We start from the raw sequence: 19,021 nt of genomic DNA on the forward strand, positions 1-19,021 counted from the left end.
TCTCCTGGTGAGCGGTCGATCAGCATGGCGTGTTGGGCAAGGCCATCGTTTGGTAGCACTGATAAGCGCTTAAAATAGTTTCGTACTGCACTTGATGTGCCATTACGAAGTCGTCGCCATAAATCGTTTCGTCGGGATACTCGGTAATCAGTTGCAAAGGGGTTAACTGCTGCTCGTCACGTGTCAGTAAATAAGGAATATGGCGACGCGTGGAAAATTCCAGAGGACCAGCATGGGCTTCAAAAGCCTTAATCTGTCGTTGGTTATAGGCGACAAGACCCGGTACGTTTGCCAAGTGAGCGGTTACGCTCTCAAGCAGTGCGTTGGCTTGGGTTTCCCACTTTTGATGATAGCGAATGACCAGGAAGAACCCTTTCGGAATGGACCATAGTTCAAAGTTACGCGGCACGTAGCCGGTCAATGGGCGAGTCCACTCGTGGGCGGGATAGCCGTGCAGGTTAATGTGCAGGTAAGCATCACTTAATGCTTTGGCACGCTCGCGGATAGCTAGCTCAAACTCGCCGTTGGCGGGCTGTGCCTGGAGGTCGTTGCCAAAGGCGGTATATCGAGCAGCATGATGCATATGGGTCGGTTGCTCGGCGACCAGGCGCTGTTGCAAGCGATAGCCATCAGGGTTCTCAAGCGGTGAAAGTACAAAGTGCGCCTCAGCCTGCTGCGCCAGGTCGCGCCCGGCCCGAAGTGCGCCAACAATACCAGACGGCTCGTTGGCGTGCTGCGCTGCGCTAATCATTACTGCACGATCGCTGCCTTGACGGTAACGTGCAGAGAGTTGTCGTCCGCTGCGGCTTTTTGTGTGGATTGCTTCGCCGTCTAAAGCCTCCAACTGTGCGCTGATTTGGCCAACGCTCAGTGGGTGGGAGGCCGTATCGAGCTCAACCTCTGCCTTGGCGGGTGCCTCTGTGGTATTCAGCGGGCGCAGGGTAATGTTCAGGGAAGGAGATGCGTCCGGGCGAGTCTTGATTTCAGGCACAATTTGGCCCGGCTGAATTGAACGGTCGCCGAGCGGTAAGCCTGCAAGATGCTGATAATACTCAAGAAGAGAAAAGTATAATTCCTCATGCAGAGCCTCGGCCAAGCTGATGTGCTCTAGCCCAAAGGGTAAGCGTGTATCCTGGCTTGGCAGCGTGACACTGATATTTAGCTCTTCAAAGAACGGTTGCTCGGTGGGCCAATCAGTTCGGGTGACAGCTTCTATCGCCGCCTCAAACAGCTTGGCGTAGTCACAGGCGTAAAAAGCGCTTTCGGTGTTGCCATCGCCAGTGCTCCACTCGACCCAGCCGCAAGGAGAGAGTTGCCAGGTATTGATGTGGTCCAGATGGTGGCGGTTAGGGGCCGCGACACGGACCTGTTCCTGTGTGCCATCGCTGTCGGTAAGTGTCAGTTCGTAGTGGTAACGTCGGGTTTGCGTGTCACATGCTACGGGTTCCCAGTTGAGTGCTACGTTGGCATCAAGCAGTCCTGCCAGCGGGTAGGCTTCCAGCAAAAAACGCTGAGGCGTTTCCAAAGGTGCTGGGTAGCGGATATGAATAGCCCGTAGCGACCGTTTGGGCAGTACCTCAATAACATAGTGCACCAAGGGCTTATAGGCGCTATAGAAGTGCGCCTTAATACCATGTTGGGCAAGTGTTTGCTCAGCCTGCTGACGTGCGGCGAGGTCATCAAATACCCAAGCGTTAAGCGTATCGCCTGACGACAGCACTGCCTGGTATTGTGAAACGATGGCATCTACGCTGCGCTCAAACGAAGTCTCCAGTAATGTGATCATCGTGATGTCCGCCCAGTAGGATCAAGGGTATCGCGTAGCCAGTCTCCCAGTAGATTGAGACCCAGCACGGTGAGCAAAATCGCCACACCAGGAAATACGCTGACCCACCATGCGGTTTGCAGATAAGTACGGCCCTCTGCCAGCATGCCACCCCAGCTAGGAATAACGGGGTCAACTCCTAAGCCAAGAAAGGTCAGGCTGCTCTCCAGAAGAATGTTATTGGCGACGTTAAGTGTCATTAGTACAACAACCGGGCCAAGTAAGTTCGGCAGCAAGTGTTGAAAGAGAATTCGCCAGTCGCGCACGCCAATGGCCTGTGCCGAGAGAATAAATTCGCGATCTTTAAGTGATAGCACCGAGCCGCGTACCAAACGAGCGTACTGCACCCACTGTGAGATGATGAGCAGAATGATCATGTTGGTCAGCCCACCACCGATGACGGCGATGAACGTAATGGCGAGCAGAATAAAGGGCAGCGCAAGCTGCACATCGGCAAAGCGCTTTCGGTGTTGCCATCGCCAGTGCTCCACTCGACCCAGCCGCAAGGAGAGAGTTGCCAGGTATTGATGTGGTCCAGATGGTGGCGGTTAGGGGCCGCGACACGGACCTGCTCTTGTGCGCCATCGCTATCGGTAAGTGTCAGTTCGTAGTGGTAACGTCGGGTTTGCGTGTCACATGCTACGGGTTCCCAGCTGAGTGCTACGTTGGCATCAAGCAGTCCTGCCAGCGGGTAGGCTTCCAACAAAAAACGCTGGGGCGTTTCCAAAGGTGCTGGGTAGCGGATATGAATAGCCCGTAGCGACCGCTCGGGCAGTACCTCAATAACATAGTGCACCAAGGGCTTATAGGCGCTGTAGAAGTGCGCCTTAATGCCATGTTGTGCAAGTGTTTGCTCAGCCTGCTGACGTGCGGCGAGGTCATCAAATACCCAAGCGTTAAGCGTATCGCCAGACGACAGCACTGTCTGGTATTGTGAAACGATGGCATCTACGCTGCGCTCAAACGAAGTCTCCAGTAATGTGATCATCGTGATGTCCGCCCAGTAGGATCAAGGGTATCGCGTAGCCAGTCTCCCAATAGATTGAGACCCAGCACGGTGAGCAAAATCGCCACACCAGGAAATACGCTGACCCACCACGCGGTTTGCAGATAAGTACGGCCCTCTGCCAGCATGCCACCCCAGCTAGGAATAACGGGGTCAACTCCCAAGCCCAGGAAGGTTAGGCTGCTCTCCAGAAGAATGTTGTTGGCGACGTTAAGTGTCATCAGTACAACAACCGGGCCAAGCAAGTTCGGCAGCAAGTGCTGAAAGAGAATTCGCCAGTCACGCACACCAATGGCCTGTGCCGAGAGAATAAATTCGCGATCTTTAAGTGATAGCACCGAGCCGCGTACCAAACGAGCGTACTGCACCCACTGTGAGATGATGAGCAGAATGATCATGTTGGTCAGCCCACCACCGATGACGGCGATGAACGTAATGGCGAGCAGAATAAAGGGCAGCGCAAGCTGCACATCGGCAAAGCGCATCACGAGCATATCGACAATGCCGCCATAATAGCCCGATAAAAGCCCCATAATAATACCCAGCACTACAGCACCTAACGCGGAGTAAAAGCCGACCTTAAGCGATATTTCACCACCGATGACCACGCGTGCTAATACATCGCGTCCCAGTGGGTCAGTACCTAACGGAAAGCTACCGTCGACCAAGGGAGGCGTGAGGCGCATGGCGAGATTGATACCGCTGCCGCCGTCTGGAAATAGCCAGCCTGATAGCAGAACGGCCAAGGTGATGCCGCCCACCAACAGGGCGCCCATGATAAATTCAATACTTTTAAAATGTCTTAGATCCAGAGAGTTTGCCGACATAATGATACCTAGCTCTTGCGCACGCGGGGATCAACAAAGCCATAGGCGATATCGACCAGCAGGTTGATTGAGATAATCATCAGCGAGAGGACGGTGATAACGCCCTGCAGTACGGGGTAGTCGCGGGCAGCAACAGCATCAAAGGCCAGCGTACCCAGCCCAGGCCAGTTGAAAACACGCTCAACCACAACAATACCGCCCAGTAGGCCGCCGAATTGCAGGCCGAAGTAGGTAATCAATGGAATAGAGCAGTTGCGCAGTGCGTGCTTATAGAGCACTACAGAATTGGATAGGCCTTTAGCACGCGCCACCATGATGTACTGAGAGCGTAGGGTTTCCAGCATGGTTGTTCTGACCAGACGCACGTTGGTTGCGGTAAGAATAATGCCCATGGTCGCCGCCGGCATAATGAAACTCTGCCAGCCCTCCATACCGCTGGGGGGCAGCAGATTAAAGGTAATGGAGAACACTAATACCAGCATGATAGCTAGCCAAAAGTTGGGGAAGGAGAGCCCCACCAGCGAAACAATCCGAATGACCTGATCGGGCCATTTACCGCGTGAAACAGCGGCCTTTACTCCTAAAGGAATCGACAGCGCAATTGAGATGAAAAGGGATGCAAAGGCCAGCGCCAGGGTGGCTGGTAGGGCGCGGCTAATCAGCTCGCTTACGGATGTGCCGCCCATAAAGCTGCGTCCCATGTCACCTGTAAACAAACCTTTTAAAAATTCCAGGTACTGCACTAAAAACGGTTGGTTGAGTCCAAGAGCCTCGCGAATACGCTCCAGGTCTGCTTCGGTAATGCTGCCTGCACCTTGGGCGAGCATAACGGCCGGGTCGCCGGTGAGGCGAATCGCAAACGACACGATCAACGTGACGGCTACAAGCACAAACAGCGCCTGTAGCAGTCGGTAGAAAAGAAACTTGGCCACGTGGCCTCCCCACTCAAAATAGGCACCGCCGCCCACAAGGACGACGGCGAATTAGGCTTACTCGCTGACGTCGACGTTAGTGAGACGTATCCGGTTGTCAGGGGCTGGCTCAAAGTTCGTCACACGGCTACCCACGCCGTACAGCGCATTTTGGCTATACAGAGGCATCTCCAAGGCACGCTCTTTGGTATAACGTGCGATGAACTGAAGCAGGGTTTCGCGCTCTTCGCGGTTAGTAATGCCGCGTTGAGTGTTCAGCATCTCATCCAACTGGGCATCGCTGTCGTAGGGGTTCCAACGTTCGCCAGTGTGGTACATCAAATACGCAGTGTTATCGAAGTCAAACGTCCAGCCTCCCCACTTTTGCTGGAACATTGCGCCGGTACGTCCCGCTGGAATAATGTCATTAAGCAATACGTTGGTTTCGTAAGGTTGGATAGAGACATTAAGCCCAACGCCTTGCAGGTAGGAAGCTACTACTTGAGCGACTTCGGAAAAGGTAGAGTCGTTTCCGCGTACATCAATCTGCAGTGAGGTGCCAGGTTCAACACCCGCTTCGGCGAGCAGTTGCTGGGCGCGCTGCGGATCGAAGGGGTAGGGGTCAAGCGAGGGATCAAAGCCAAACGACTGGCTGCCTTGGAAGCTGGCGATAACATTGCCTTCACCTGCGAGTACGGCGTCGACGATCGCCTGACGGTCAACCGCCATGATAATCGCCTGACGTACTCGCTCATCGGCGGTAATGCCTGACTGGGTATTAAAACGCAGAGCTTCTACCGTAGGAGAAGCGACGCTGACAATCTCCGCATTAGGATGATTATTGATGGATTCGATCATGCCGATCGGAATAGTGGGCGGTAGTACCAAGTCGACTCGGCCGGACTGTAGCTCGGCAACGGCAGTGGAAGGCTCAGAGATAAAACGGTAAGTCACACTGTCGAGCTTGGGTGCGCCACCCCAGTGATCCGCAAACGCTTCCAGCTTCACATCAGAGCGTGGTGTGTAGTCGACTAATTTAAAAGGACCGGTACCGACAGGATGAGTATTAAAGTGGTCGTCACCATGCTCTTCAATATAGCCAGGCGGTACGATCATCGCGCCATACCCGGCCAACTTGGTGAGCAGCACGGGATCCGCATTATATAAGAAGAAATCAACGGTATAGTCGTCAATGATCTCTACATGAGAAATAGCCGTGTAGTTAGAGCGTTGTGGCCCGCGTGAGCCCTCTTCTCCGAGCAGACGGTCGAAGGTGAACTTAACCGATTCAGCATTGAACGGTTCATCATTATGGAAGACCACGCCTTCACGCAGCGTAAAGCGGATGCGCTTACCATCATCCAGCTCTTCCCAACTGGTGGCCAAGCCTGGTACTAACTCAAGGTCGGGGCCTCGGTAGGTCAGACCATCGAAGATGTTAGTGGCCACTGAGGCCCAGTTCACCAAAAAGGTGTCAATCGGATCCCAACTGCCCGGATCCTGCGGTGAGGCTATAGTGATTGAGCCCGCGTAGCTGGTGCTTGCAGCAGCCATGGCAGCAGCCAGGGTGCATGCTTGGAACAGTTTTGTCTTTTTCATTAGTATCATTCTCCAAGGGCTTGTTATTTGTGTTAACAAAACGAGCAATTACAGGCGGGACGACGTGCCGCTACGCGACACAAAATGTCCTGCCGCTACTTCATCCAACGGGTAAATGGCGGGCTCGTCGCCTACTTTACGGATGGGACTTGGGATATCACCCTCCAATAACAGATGCTTACGGTGGTGAAGTGGATCCGCTACCGGGACGGCAGAAAGTAATTTTTGGGTATAAGTATGCTTGGGGGAGTCAAACACCTGTTGGCGTGACCCCATTTCAACAATTTGGCCCAGGTGTAGTACGGCAACGCGATGACTCATCTTTTCTACTACGGCCATATCATGGCTGATAAAGAGATATGCCAACCCCTCTTCACGCTGTAGTTGCATCATGAGATGAATAATTTGTGCCTGGATAGAGACGTCCAGTGCTGAGAGCGCTTCATCGGCAATAATAAGCTTGGGTTTAGACGCTAGCGCCCTAGCGATACAGATGCGCTGGCGCTGGCCGCCGGAAAACTCATGCGGATAGCGCTTGGCATGCTCTGGCTTAAGGCCAACCCGTTCGAGAAGCTCACTCACCCGTTGCTTAATACGTTTGCTATCACTTATTAAATAGTGGGTGTGGATGGGTTCAGCAATGGAGAAGCCTACCGTTTTGCGCGGATCTAGCGATGCAAAGGGGTCTTGGAAAATATACTGTACTTGCTGACGAAGCGTCATTTTCTCGCTGCGGGACATCTGTGAGACAGGCTTCCCAGAGAAAATAATGTCACCACTGTTGCTCTTTTGTAACTGCTGGATAGTGCGGCCAATGGTCGACTTTCCTGAGCCAGACTCACCTACCAGCGCCAGTGTTTCGCCTGGAGAGATAGCGAAGCTAACGTTCTCTACGGCATGGACGCGATGGCTAACGCCTCCAAAAAAGCCCTTATTGATATCGAAGCGCGTTACCAGATTTTCGACGCGTACTATCGGTTCCTCCTGAACACGAACCGTATCCTGAACGGTAGGTTCACCGTGGGTAACGATCTCTGTGCCGTCAAAGATAACGAGTGGGTCAGCGCACGGGAGCGCTTGTCCTTTCATGCTGCCCAGCGTAGGCACAGCCGCTAGAAGGGCGCGGGTGTAGGCTTCTTGAGGATGCTTAAAAAGAGGTTCAACATCCGCTTCTTCAACCTTTTCTCCATCACGCATGACAACTACATGATCGGCAATTTCAGCGACCACGCCCATGTCATGGGTGATGAAAATCACTGCCATGCCCAGTTCTTTTTGCAGGTCGCGAATAATCGTTAGAATTTGTGCTTGGATCGTGACATCCAGTGCTGTCGTCGGTTCATCGGCGACCAGTACCTTGGGCTTACAAGCGAGTGCCATTGCAATCATAACGCGTTGCCGCATGCCGCCAGATAGTTGGTGGGGGTAGCGCTTTAGCAAGGACTCGGCATCGGCCAATCGCACTAAGCGTAATAGTCGCAGTGCTTCTTCTTGTGCTGATGCTCGCGTGTAATCACCGTGAAGTAGCAAAACTTCGGTGATTTGATCACCAATCGTGTAAACCGGATTAAGCGATGTCATCGGCTCTTGAAAGATCATGGAAATATCCTTCCCACGGATCTTGCGCATCTGGCGATCAGATAACTGGGTCAGGTCGACAGGTGTGCTATCGACGTTTTTTTGAAAAAGAATACTGCCGTTGGCAATGGTGGCATTGAGATAGTGAACCAGACCCATGATAGCCAGTGAGGTCATGGATTTACCTGACCCGGACTCTCCTACGATCGCAAGCGTTTGACCGGGGTAGAGATCGAAAGATAGGTTCTTGACGACTCGGTTTGAGCCGAAGGCGATATCTAACGAATTAACGGATAGCAGCGGGTAGGGCGGTTGTGATGGCACAGAGTGTTTACCTGTATTTTTTATGTAATTTATATAGAAATTATCCGTAAGATGTCTGCGTGTCAATCGTGCAGTGTTTATCCCTTTCCTATTCTGTAAGCAACCCCGGCATTGATAACAAGTTGCCAAACATCCGAAACTACGTAGAGTATGGTTCCCTAGCGAGCGATCAAGCAGCGTAAATATATGTTTACGAACAAAGACAATGGATATGTTAGCGATGATAGAATCAAGCCAGACAGTAGTCAGTAGTCGAGAGCCGATCGTCTCTTCGGAGCACTTATCTCATAAGGCTCACGAACTCTCGGAATTTGAATTTGGCGTTATTATTTCGAGCCATGCGTTTAATCGTTGGATGGTGCGTTGCATGGCGGCGACCGGATACCCTGAATTGAGCGCTCTGGATGTCCTGGTGTTGCATCGGGTGAACCATCGAGGGAGAGCCAAGCGCCAATCTGATATCTGCCTGGTACTTAACGTGGAAGATACGCATACCGTTACTTACGCGCTTAAAAAGCTAACCAAACTTGGCTTGGTGATAGGCGAAAAGCAGGGTAAAGAGACGTATTTCAGTACAACTGAACAAGGAGGCGGTGTGTGTAGCCGTTATGCTGAAATACGAGAAACATGCTTGATTGACTCACTCGCTTCCATGGGAATTGAACGGGCCGAAATCAGCCGCGTGGCAGGTATTTTGCGCGCCATGTCAGGTCTTTATGATCAGGCCGCGCGAGCCGCTGCTTCTTTATGAATACACTTTTATGATCACGTAGCGGTTAAAATCAACTTCAATTAGGCCCACTTTTATCGATCGCTGATATCTAATGCTTTATTTTATTGCTGTTTATTTGAAATGTTTCGTCGACGAGAAAAGATAAGGGTGAAAATAACAATATACTTAAAAAACAGGTCGCTTAATCACGGCCTGTTTTTTTAGCATGGGTCAAAATGCGGTTTATCTATTTTTTATGCTTGCGTACTAGCCCTGATCGCTTGGCATCAAGAGAAGCATCCCGTCGGATACGCTCTTTGGGACTGGTGTTGTCATTGGGGTAGCGCAATGAGATTAACGCTTGTTTTTGGGCTTCTAGTTGAGAACCAAGCGTCAGCGTGTGCTGAAAGAGCAGTTGATGAGCTTCCGCCAACAGGGCCGTGCTATCGACCTCTATGGGCGTATTCATGTTCATCGCGTTGGCAATCAGGCTGGTCTGATGCTGAACATTATAAAGCACTTCGTCGAGCTGCAGCGTATCGGCATAGCTAACGGTCTTGAGTTGATATAACAAGGCCGCCAGTTGAGATGCTGGGTTGTTGGATAGCCAGGCATCGGCAATGGGTCCTGACAAACGAAGGCAGAGAAGTGCTTTATCACTGACTAAAAAGCTTTCATGGCTTTGGCGTATGGCCATTGCCGCGTGATTGGACATTCCCCATTTAGAGGCTAGCCAAGCGCCAACCAGTGTATGGTCGCAGCCAAAGCAGCGTTGCTCTGCTTGCGTTATCTCAGCATGCGATAAGGAAGTATCGGTATAGAGTTTGTCGGCTTCTTCAGGGTAGGCTGCCTGTAACGCTAATATGCCAATATCCTGTAGTAGCGCCTGTGTAAATATGCTGCCACTTTCGTCAGGGCATAGCTGCTCAGCCAAATAGCGGGCTACCAGGGCCGCAGTGATGGTGCGTTGCCAAGCCTGATGACGATTAGGCGCTTCTTGAAACAAACTAAACCCTAATATAACGGGCAGCGTTGCGTTTATACCAAGGCGCTGCATGGCTTCAATACAGGTTTGAACAGGTGGCGCTGAGCGCGTGTAATAGGCGCTATTCGCGAGCGCAATGAGGCGCAGTGTTAACGCTGGATCGTGCTCAATCGCTTTGGCGTAATCGCTCAAGGTTGAACTTGATGAACGGGCTATATCAAGCACTTTAAGCGCTACAGACGGTAGCGTTGGTAGGCTCTTGCACTGTAAAAGTGATTGGCTCAAAAACGCTGGCAGTTCATCAGTCAGTGTTATGTAGAGCGTATCGACTGATACTAAAGGGCCCGTCATGGGATAATCTCCTTGTGTGTTGTCAGCGTAGCGGGCAGCGGCTGTCAGTACTTTCGTTAATCATATACCCCGTAGGCGTCGACGTCTTCCATGCTGATGCAATGAACAGCGCTTGTACAGCGGGTGAGTAACAACGAATGGCTTGCGGTTGTCATCTTTTTGCCATGATTCGTGGCATATCCTACGCGCCGTCAATCCGCGACGATAGGAGTGCTTTATGCGGCTGGCCTTGTTTGACCTTGATGATACTCTCTTGGATGGAGATTGTAGCGACCGCTGGAATTTATGGATGTTCGAGCAGGGTTGGATCAGCAACGCCGAGACCTTTCTCGCCCGGGCTGAGCAGATGCAGCAGGCTTATCATGCGGGTCAATTAAAGCTGGAAGAGTACCTGACGATGACGCTGGCGCCACTTAAGAACAGGCTCGTTACTGACGTCGAAAAAGAAGTAGAGCGTTTTGTTGCGACGCATATCCAGCCGCGTATATTCGCTCAAGCCTTGGCCTGCCTGGCGGCTCATCGTCAGGCGGGCGATACGTTAGTGCTGATTTCTGCCTCATCGCACCACTTGGTCGCACCCATTGCCAAGATGCTGGGTATCGCCCACGTGCTGGCGGTGGACCTAAGCATTGATAAAGAGGCAGAAAAAGCGCGTTATACCGGCGAGAGTGAGGGCATTTTCTCTTACCGCGGCGGTAAAGTGTTGCGTTTGCAGCAGTGGCTAACGGAGCAACAAATTACGCCCAGCCACACGGTGTTTTACTCGGACTCCCGCAACGATCTACCGCTACTGCAATATGTCGATTGCCCCGTGGTCGTTAATCCCGACCCGGTACTGGCTGAGGTCGCAAGCCTTGAAGGATGGCAACGGTTGGACTGGCGAACTTGGCCGCTACAAAGCAGCCGGTTGTAAAGACCCTCTGCGCAAACGTCGTATTGGAAGACGTTTATCTCTTAAGGCGCTAATGCCTGCCAAATCAAATTAACACCCACTAGGAACATGGCCAGTATTACCAGGCGATAAAACAACTGCTCATTAACCCGGCTTTGTAGCCAAAGGCCGCTACGTACGCCTACCCACGCGACTGGCACCAGGAGTAGCGATGCCCAGGCACTGGCCATATTGATTTCGCCAAGCCACAGGTACGGGCCTAGCTTAATCACGTTAACCGCGGTAAAGGTGACAACGCAGGTGGCGATAAAGGTCTCTTTAGGCAGTTTTCGTGGTAGTAGGTAAAGATTGAGTGGTGGGGCGCCTGCATGGGCAATAAAGCTTGTGAAGCCACACACGCTGGCGGCAGGCAGCGCCCAATGCGTTGAGATAGGCTTGGCGGCCAATGGCTTTAACAGCATATACGCAGCAAACACCACTGAGATCGCACCCAATACCAGGCGAACGCCCTGTTCGCTCAGGCTGCCAAAGAGCAGCGTGCCCACCGCAACACCGACGAAGAGCCCTGGCAAAAATCGCCATACTTCGGCCATGTCATGCTTGCCCCACCATGCTTTCACTGCCAATACGTCCATTACCAGCAGTAGCGGCAGCAATAGGCCTGCGGCCTGCGTGGGACTAATCACCAGTGCCATCAGCGGCACCGAAAGCGTGCCAAAACCACCAGCAAAGCCGCCTTTTGAGACGCCCGTCAGATACACCGAAAATCCGATCAATAGCCAAGCGATAATGGAGTAGTCCGGCAGCATGGCAATTCCTAAAAAGCCTGAAGTTGAAACGCCTAGCGGGAAAAAACGCGTGGGCGGGGCTTGGAGTTAGCGAAAATGTTTTGCGGTCTCTTATGTACTTTCACCGATTTGAAGCGTGAAGCCTACATCGTGTTGTCGGCGATAAACATGTTTACCGCGAAGTCTGCGAATGAGCTCCTGTGCGGCCAGACGGCCCATGTCTTCGCGTGGGGAGAGAATGGTAGTGAGTTTCGGCGTGATATGTTGACCTAACGGTAAGCCGTTGAAGCCTGCAATGGCAATATCATCTGGCACAAGAAGATTTTGGCGTTGGGCGGCCAGCAAGGCACCTGCGGCAAGATCATCGTTGGCAAAATGGATGGCCTGCGTGGCGGGGTAGCCTTTCAAAACCTGGGCTAGGCTTTCCGCGCCCGCCTGCAGGCTGCCCAAAGTGTCCAGTTCTAGCAAGGGGGCTTCAAGCCCCTTTGCCTCCAGTACTTCTTTATGCCCTAGGTAGCGCATTCCCGCGCGATAATCGTGGGAGAGCCGTGCGCCAACATACACAATTCGCTGGTAGCCTCTGTCGATAAGATGGCTGGCCATGCACCGGCCGGCAGCTAAATGATCCAGCCCCACGTTGAGATCTATGCCTTTACCGAGCTCCATCACTTCCATAATCGGATGGCCCCAGTTAGCTAATAGCGTCCGACACGCATCGTTATGGCGTAGCCCGGCGGTGACCAAAGCCGAACATGACCAGCCTAAAAACGTACGCACCAGTTGATACTCACGGTCCAGATCGTAATCAGTATTGCCGAGCAGGATCTGATACCCCTGCGCTTCTAGTGTTTCCTGCAGGCCCTTTATGACTTCCACAAACACGCTGTTGATCAGCGACGGCACGATGATGGCAATCAGCCGGGAGCGGGAAGATGCCAGGCTACCCGCTACTAGGTTGGGCACATAGCCCAAACGCTCTACGCTTTCCAAAACGCTTTGGCGGGTACTGTCGCTCACCTTGTCGGGGTGGTTCAGTGCCCGCGATGCCGTAATCGGGGAAACCCCTGCGGCCTGCGCCACCTGACTGAGCGTGATTTGATCGGAGCGACGGCGTGACTTGTTAGCGGCCGAGAGGTCTTTAGACATTAGTCGCACGTCCTTGATGTTCAACTTGTCGATACGCTGAGAGTAATCTAGAAGTAATGGTAGCGCTATCATGACAGCGCTACCATTTTCCTTGTCATGATAGGCAATAAGAGAAGACCCAAGGAAAAAATAAGGCATCGCAACGCTAGTAACCCACACAACAACAGCGAGGTGTCGACCGGTGAGTCAACACGATAAGCAATCACGTCAAGTAGGCGTTATTGGCCTGGGTGCGATGGGAATGGGCACCGCTACTGCCTTACATCACCAGGGATTTAACGTAACTGGATGTGATATTGCCGCTGAGGCACGCGATGCCTTTATAGCAGCTGGGGGCAAGAGTGTGGCAACGCCGATGGAGCTTGCTCACTGTCATATTGTGCTGGTAGTGGTCGTCAACGGTAGCCAGGTTGAGCAGGTGTTGTTTGGTGAGCAGGGCGTGGTGGGCCATCTAGCGCCAAGCAGCCTGATTATACAGTGCGCCACGGTGGCGCCCAGTCAGGCGAAACAGCTTGGTGAGCGCGTGGCAGCAGAGGGATTGATGATGCTGGACGCACCGATTAGCGGCGGTGCTGCAAAAGCCAAAAGCGGTGAGCTATCAGTTATGGCATCGGGCGCCGCGGAGGCATTTAGCTACGCAAGTGACGTGCTTGATGGCATGGCCGCCAAGGTTTATCGCCTGGGCGATGACCCCGGCGTGGGGTCCAGTATGAAGCTGGTCAATCAACTGTTGGCAGGCGTACATATCGCGACGGCCGCTGAAGCCATGGCGTTGGGTATCCGGATGGGGCTTGACCCCGAGGTTATCTTTGGGGTGATTACCCACTCGGCGGGCAACTCCTGGATGTTCGAGAATCGTGTGCCCCATATTCTCAAAGGTGACTACACGCCGCTTTCAGCGGTGGATATCTTTATTAAAGACCTCAATATCGTGCACCAGACCGGGCGCGAGCTTTCGATGGCAACGCCGGTTGCTGCCAGCGCGTTGCAGCAGTTCACCTCGGCCAGTGGGGCAGGCTTTGGTCGAGAAGATGATTCTGCGGTTATCAAAGTCTACCAGCGGCTATCAGGCATTACGTTGCCTGAAGCGGCGAACGATGCTCAGGAAACCTAATCATGAGCACAGTGCAGAGCATAGCCCTTGAAAAGACAGCCCTTGGAAACATAGCCCTTGAAAGCATAGTCCTTGGAGCTATCGCCGACGACTTTACCGGGGCAACCGATCTTGCCAATAACTTGGTGCGCGGTGGCATGCGCTGCCTGCAGGTGATCGGCGTGCCGCAGGAGACGATTGATCTCCAGGACGTTGATGCGGTGGTGATAGCTTTGAAATCGCGCTCCTGCCCGGTTGATGAAGCCATCACGGATTCTCTCACGGCTCTTGAGTGGCTGCGTGGGCAGGGTGCTCGACAGCTATTCTTTAAATATTGCTCTACTTTCGATTCTACGGATAAAGGCAATATCGGGCCCGTGGCCGATGCGCTGCTGGATCGCCTGGGTGCCTCTCAAACGGTGATGGTACCGGCGTTTCCAATTAATGGTCGTACGGTTTATCAGGGCCATCTGTTTGTGGGTGATCGCCTGCTTAACGATAGCGGTATGCAGCATCATCCGCTCAACCCGATGCAGGACGCCGATCTGGTGCGGGTCTTATCCCGCCAAACACCCTTCCCGGTAGGCTTGCTCGGTCACTCGGTAATAGCCAAAGGCGCCGGCGCCGCTTTTGACCACTTATCCGCACTTGCCGAGCAGGGCACTCGCCATGTGATTTGCGACACGCTTGATGAGCAGAATCTGGATATATTGGCAGAAGCTACCGTGCTGATGCCGTTGGTGACCGGTGGCTCCGGCTTGGGGCAGGCTTTACCCGTCCAGTACCGTGCCCAAGGCTGGCTTAAGCCCATTACGGAACCGGGGCGTTTACAGCCTGCATCAGGCAGCGTGTTGGTGCTGTCCGGGAGCTGTTCTACAGCAACCCTGGCACAAGTAGCCGATTTTCTGGCTTGCCATCCTAACAGCGGTTTTGCGCTAGACCCTTTGTCGCTTGCCGAAAGTGACCGACAGTTGGAGCAGGCGCTGGTCTTTGCGCGACAGCGGCTCTCAGAACAGACCCCGGTATTGATTTACGCCTCGGCGGATCTAGAGAAAGTCAGCGCTGCCCAGCAAGCATTGGGTGTTGCGCGTGCGGGGGCGCTGGTCGAAGAGGCACTGAGCCAATTGGCGGTAACGCTGGTTAACGAAGGCGTTGGTCAGTTGCTGGTCGCCGGGGGCGAAACCTCGGGGGCAGTGGTCTCGGCGCTGGGAATTTCCACCCTACGTATAGGTGAGCAGATTGATCCCGGCGTGCCCTGGACCCAGGCTCCGCTGGAAGGTCGTGAAGCGCCGCTCTCGCTGGCGCTGAAGTCGGGCAACTTTGGCGGTGTCGATTTCTTTACCCGAGCCTTTGAGGTGTTGGCATGAGCGTCCACTTACGCCACCATCATCAAAACAGCCTGCGCGAGCAGATCAGCACGCTTGGCAAGTCGCTGTTTGATCGCGGCCTGACCATGGGGTCCAGCGGCAACATTAGCGTGCGCCTGGATGACGGTGGCTGGCTGATGACGCCCACCAACGCCTGCCTGGGGCGGCTGGACCCGGCGCGAATCGCCCATCTGGATGATAACGGCCAGCTACTTGGTGGCGATAAGCCTACTAAAGAGCAGTCCCTGCATATGGCGATGTATGCAGAGCGCCCTCGGTCGGGCGCTATTGTGCACCTTCACTCTACCCACTCGGTGGCGGTTTCGTGTTTGCCGGACGTGAACCCTTGCGACTGCATTCCGCCGCTCACCGCCTACTATGTCATGCGGGTGGGCAAACTGCCGATTGTGCCCTATCACATCCCCGGTGACCCAAAACTGGGCGAAGCGGTACGGGGCCTGGCGGGTAAACACAGCGCTGTGCTGCTTGCCAACCACGGTCCGGTAGTGGCAGGCAAGAATCTGGAAGCGGCGGTGTACGCCACCGAAGAGCTTGAAGAGACGGCCAAACTGTTTCTGCTACTGCGCGGCGAAAACCCACGGGGGCTAACGCCTGAACAGGTCGCGGAGCTTGAGGCGCGGTTTCCTCGGGATTAGCCCGCATTGCGATAAAAACAAAGAGGCACCGATACACCATGATTCGATTAGCCGCCAACCTCAGTATGCTGTTTAACGAGCACGATTTTATGGGCCGCTTTTCAGCGGCGGCTGATGCGGGGTTTAAAGGGGTTGAATACCTGTTTCCCTACGCCTATAGCGCTGCAGAGCTACGCCAGGCGCTTGACGAAACACAGTTGGAACAAGTGTTGTTTAACTTGCCGCCGGGTGATTGGGAAAAAGGTGAAAGAGGGCTTGCCAGCCTGCCTGGGCGCGAAGCCGAGTTTCGTGATTCGGTTATCGAGGCGCTACGTTATGCTGAGACGCTTAACTGCCCACACGTTCACGCCATGGCGGGATTACTACCTGAGGATGCCGATGCGACGACCCTGGCCGATCATCAGGCTACTTACCTACGTAACCTGCACTTCGCTGCTACTGAGGCCGCCAAACTGGGCAAGGGCATATTGATCGAGCCCATCAATACCCGTGATATGCCCCATTACTTCTTGTCGGGACAAGCGCAAGCCATGGCGGTATTGAAAGCGCTGGGGGCGAACAATCTTAAGCTGCAGTTTGATCTCTACCACTGTCAGATCATGGAGGGGGACCTTATTCGCCATCTTGAGCGACAGTTCAGCGCTATCGGTCATGTTCAAGTGGCGGGAGTGCCGGAACGGCACGAGCCCGATGTTGGCGAGATCAACTACCCCGCACTATTTGCCAGGCTAGAAGCGCTGGGCTATAGCGGCTGGGTTGGCTGTGAATACAGGCCAGCTGGCGATACGCGCCAAGGTCTGGGCTGGGGTCGACATTATGGGCTTCACTCATGATCGAGTAGCCAAAACATGGTCTCAAACGCTAACAACCTACAATAAAGCGAGGACACCTTAATCATGCATATCTTAATCACGGGCGCCGCTGGGTTTTTGGGAAAGCGTCTTTTACATCGACTGATTAGCCGCAAAGAGCTGTGCGGTCAGCCGATCACCCACTTAACGCTGGTCGATCAAACCCAAGCTGCCGTACCCGACGCGCCTGATATAACGATCCGCAACGATGCTGTGGATATTACTGCTCCAGATGCGCTGGGCAGTGCGCTTGATCGAAAGCCCGATGTCATCTTCCACTTGGCTGCGGTCGTAAGCTCTGCGGCTGAGGCTGATCTGGACCTAGGCATGGCGGTCAATTTTGATGCTACTCGCGCCTTGCTGGAAGGTTGCCGTGCCCGGCAGTTGAATAAGACACGCTTAGTCATGGCAAGCTCCGTGGCGGCTTACGGCGGGGATCTGCCTGATGTGCTGGATGACATGACGGCTTCGCAGCCGCAAACATCCTATGGCACGCAAAAAGCAATGTGTGAGCTTCTCATCAACGACTACAGCCGACGCGGCCTGATTGACGGCAGGGTACTGCGTTTGCCGACCATTGTGATTCGTCCTGGGCGGCCGAATGCCGCGGCGTCGAGCTTTGCGTCCAGCATTTTGCGCGAACCCTTAAACGGGGAGGAGGCCATTTGTCCCGTACCGTTGGATCAGGCGCTTTTCGTTATGTCGCCTGATAAGGTGATCGAAGCGTTGATACATGGCGCCGAAGTGCAGGAAGAAGCGTTGGGTAAGTTTCGCGCATTTATTCTGCCGGGCATCACGACCGATGTTTCCGAAATGCTTGAGGCGTTGCGTGAGGTGGCGGGCGCAGAAGCGGTGGCGCGTGTACGTCATGAGCCAGACCCGCGTATCGAACCCTTGGTGGCAAGCTGGCCCGCGCGCTTTGAAACTGCTAAAGCGAACCAGCTGGGTTTTGTCGGTGACCGAGATTTCAAACAGATTATCGATGCCTATGTGGCAGAGCATCGCTAATGGATCTTCGCCTGCCTGACGGGCGAGCAATAAGGGGCTACTACTCCCCATCGTTCTTACCAATAAATATAATTAGGAGTATCACCATGACCACTCGTTTCGCTCGGCGTACGCTTGCGACCGCTATTGGCACCGCTACCACGCTGGCCCTGGCCGGCTTGGCATTTCAGGCTCAGGCCGCTACAGAGGTAAGCGTTGGCTACGCCATTTCCAGCGACTCCCACTATGGCGCTGGTTCCCGCGCCTTTAAAGAGACGCTTGAAAGCCTTTCTGATGGTGCTTTTACCGTGACGGATCATCCCAGTGGCTCGCTTGGCGGAGAGCGGGCCATGATTGAAGGGCTGCAGATCGGCACCGTCGATATAGTGATCACCTCTTCCGGACCCTTGGGTAACTTTGTCCCCGAGACCTATGTTCTCGATCTACCGTTTTTGTTCACCAGTTACGAACAAGCCCGCTGCGTACTTGACGGAGAGATCGGTCAGGAACTGCTCGATAAGATGGGCGACCACGACCTGGTCGGCCTCTCCTGGTCGGAAAACGGTTTCCGCCATATCACCAACAGCCAAAAAGCCATTGAAAAGCCAGAAGACGTTAGTGGCTTAAAAATTCGCACCATGGAGAACCGTATTCATCAGCAGGCCTTTGAAGGGCTAGGGGCCAGCCCGACGCCCATGGCCATGCCGGAGCTGTTTACCGCCCTGCAGCAGGGTACGGTGGACGGTCAGGAAAACCCCATTACGGTGATTGTGGCTGCGAACCTCTATGAGGTCCAGGATCAACTATCGCTGACCGGCCATGTGTACTCGCCTGCCATTGTGCTCGGCTCACCGGTGCTAATTGATGGGCTGAGCGAGGAGGAGCGTGAATGGTTTAATGAGGCCGCTCAAGCTGCTACCGAAGCCACCCGCGCTGAGGTTACACGTTTGGAAGAGGAGGGCGTGGCTTTCCTGCAAGAACAGGGTATGACGGTCACTGATAATATCGATCCAGCACCGTTCCAGGAAGCAGTAGAGGCCGTTCATGCTGACTTTATTGAGCAGTATGGCGAGGAGATGCTAGAGCGCATTCGTAACAGTAGCTGCTGAACCCATCCCGTGGC

The 19,021-nt window shown here is 53.8% G+C and carries 17 protein-coding genes and 1 pseudogene; 8 read left to right on the forward strand and 10 right to left on the reverse strand.

The window, feature by feature from the left end:
• Positions 1 to 19 precede the first annotated feature (19 nt).
• The 7 genes and pseudogenes from ACT3RU_RS02260 to ACT3RU_RS02290 form a co-directional block, all read right to left on the reverse strand.
• Positions 20 to 1,786, reverse strand: a complete 1,767-nt coding sequence (locus tag ACT3RU_RS02260) for a M14 family metallopeptidase (protein ID WP_483392490.1) — start codon at positions 1,784 to 1,786, stop codon at positions 20 to 22.
• A pseudogene (locus ACT3RU_RS02265) lies at positions 1,783 to 2,286 on the reverse strand (ABC transporter permease); the annotation flags it as partial. The gene ACT3RU_RS02260 and the pseudogene ACT3RU_RS02265, both read right to left, overlap by 4 nt.
• Positions 2,208 to 2,813 (reverse strand): hypothetical protein, encoded by a 606-nt coding sequence (locus ACT3RU_RS02270; RefSeq protein WP_192528705.1) that lies wholly within the window; start codon positions 2,811 to 2,813, stop codon positions 2,208 to 2,210. The gene ACT3RU_RS02270 and the pseudogene ACT3RU_RS02265, both read right to left, overlap by 79 nt.
• Positions 2,810 to 3,658, reverse strand: coding sequence for an ABC transporter permease (locus ACT3RU_RS02275; RefSeq protein ID WP_172117826.1), 849 nt, complete (start codon positions 3,656 to 3,658; stop codon positions 2,810 to 2,812). The genes ACT3RU_RS02270 and ACT3RU_RS02275 overlap by 4 nt, the downstream gene beginning before the upstream one ends.
• Positions 3,659 to 3,666: 8 nt before the next feature.
• Positions 3,667 to 4,590: an ABC transporter permease gene (locus tag ACT3RU_RS02280; protein WP_172117827.1), complete on the reverse strand. Its 924-nt coding sequence runs from the start codon at positions 4,588 to 4,590 to the stop codon at positions 3,667 to 3,669.
• A gap of 57 nt (positions 4,591 to 4,647) precedes the next feature.
• Positions 4,648 to 6,168: an ABC transporter substrate-binding protein gene (locus ACT3RU_RS02285; RefSeq protein WP_172117828.1), complete on the reverse strand. Its 1,521-nt coding sequence runs from the start codon at positions 6,166 to 6,168 to the stop codon at positions 4,648 to 4,650.
• A gap of 48 nt (positions 6,169 to 6,216) precedes the next feature.
• Positions 6,217 to 8,070 (reverse strand): ABC transporter ATP-binding protein, encoded by a 1,854-nt coding sequence (locus ACT3RU_RS02290; RefSeq protein ID WP_192528279.1) that lies wholly within the window; start codon positions 8,068 to 8,070, stop codon positions 6,217 to 6,219.
• A 211-nt stretch (positions 8,071 to 8,281) separates the two neighbouring features.
• On the opposite strand from ACT3RU_RS02290, the gene ACT3RU_RS02295 reads away from it, so the two are divergent.
• Positions 8,282 to 8,821, forward strand: coding sequence for a winged helix DNA-binding protein (locus ACT3RU_RS02295; protein WP_225733898.1), 540 nt, complete (start codon positions 8,282 to 8,284; stop codon positions 8,819 to 8,821).
• 208 nt (positions 8,822 to 9,029) lie between these two features.
• Here ACT3RU_RS02295 and ACT3RU_RS02300 read toward each other — a convergent pair whose 3' ends face one another.
• Positions 9,030 to 10,118 carry an HDOD domain-containing protein gene (locus ACT3RU_RS02300; RefSeq protein ID WP_192528278.1) on the reverse strand — a complete coding sequence of 363 codons (1,089 nt, stop codon included), beginning with the start codon at positions 10,116 to 10,118 and terminating at the stop codon, positions 9,030 to 9,032.
• Between the two features lie 217 nt (positions 10,119 to 10,335).
• On the opposite strand from ACT3RU_RS02300, the gene ACT3RU_RS02305 reads away from it, so the two are divergent.
• Entirely contained in the window at positions 10,336 to 11,031 is a 696-nt protein-coding gene (locus ACT3RU_RS02305; RefSeq protein ID WP_483392491.1) for an HAD family hydrolase, read from the forward strand.
• Positions 11,032 to 11,072: 41 nt separating this feature from the next.
• Here ACT3RU_RS02305 and ACT3RU_RS02310 read toward each other — a convergent pair whose 3' ends face one another.
• Positions 11,073 to 11,819, reverse strand: a complete 747-nt coding sequence (locus tag ACT3RU_RS02310; protein WP_444640124.1) for a sulfite exporter TauE/SafE family protein — start codon at positions 11,817 to 11,819, stop codon at positions 11,073 to 11,075.
• Between the two features lie 90 nt (positions 11,820 to 11,909).
• On the reverse strand, positions 11,910 to 12,944 hold the full coding sequence (locus ACT3RU_RS02315) for a LacI family DNA-binding transcriptional regulator (protein ID WP_444640123.1): 1,035 nt from the start codon (positions 12,942 to 12,944) through the stop codon (positions 11,910 to 11,912).
• Between the two features lie 181 nt (positions 12,945 to 13,125).
• Here ACT3RU_RS02315 and ltnD point away from each other — a divergent pair, with 181 nt between their 5' ends.
• The 6 genes from ltnD to ACT3RU_RS02345 all read left to right on the forward strand — a co-directional run bounded on the left by ltnD (position 13,126) and on the right by ACT3RU_RS02345 (position 19,007).
• The gene (gene ltnD, locus ACT3RU_RS02320) at positions 13,126 to 14,058 is read left to right on the forward strand and encodes an L-threonate dehydrogenase (RefSeq protein ID WP_444640122.1); all 933 of its coding nucleotides are present in this window, start codon (positions 13,126 to 13,128) and stop codon (positions 14,056 to 14,058) included.
• A gap of 2 nt (positions 14,059 to 14,060) precedes the next feature.
• On the forward strand, positions 14,061 to 15,404 hold the full coding sequence (gene otnK, locus ACT3RU_RS02325) for a 3-oxo-tetronate kinase (RefSeq protein WP_444679995.1): 1,344 nt from the start codon (positions 14,061 to 14,063) through the stop codon (positions 15,402 to 15,404).
• Positions 15,401 to 16,060: a 3-oxo-tetronate 4-phosphate decarboxylase gene (gene otnC, locus ACT3RU_RS02330; protein ID WP_444640120.1), complete on the forward strand. Its 660-nt coding sequence runs from the start codon at positions 15,401 to 15,403 to the stop codon at positions 16,058 to 16,060. The genes otnK and otnC overlap by 4 nt, the downstream gene beginning before the upstream one ends.
• Before the next feature lie 38 nt (positions 16,061 to 16,098).
• Entirely contained in the window at positions 16,099 to 16,893 is a 795-nt protein-coding gene (otnI, locus tag ACT3RU_RS02335; RefSeq protein ID WP_444640119.1) for a 2-oxo-tetronate isomerase, read from the forward strand.
• 63 nt (positions 16,894 to 16,956) lie between these two features.
• On the forward strand, positions 16,957 to 17,919 hold the full coding sequence (gene denD / locus ACT3RU_RS02340) for a D-erythronate dehydrogenase (RefSeq protein ID WP_444640118.1): 963 nt from the start codon (positions 16,957 to 16,959) through the stop codon (positions 17,917 to 17,919).
• 86 nt (positions 17,920 to 18,005) lie between these two features.
• Positions 18,006 to 19,007, forward strand: coding sequence for a TRAP transporter substrate-binding protein (locus tag ACT3RU_RS02345; protein ID WP_192528270.1), 1,002 nt, complete (start codon positions 18,006 to 18,008; stop codon positions 19,005 to 19,007).
• Positions 19,008 to 19,021: the final 14 nt, after the last annotated feature.

The sequence above is a fragment of the Halomonas sp. TP35 genome, assembly GCF_052375975.1.
GTDB lineage: Bacteria > Pseudomonadota > Gammaproteobacteria > Pseudomonadales > Halomonadaceae > Vreelandella > Vreelandella citrativorans.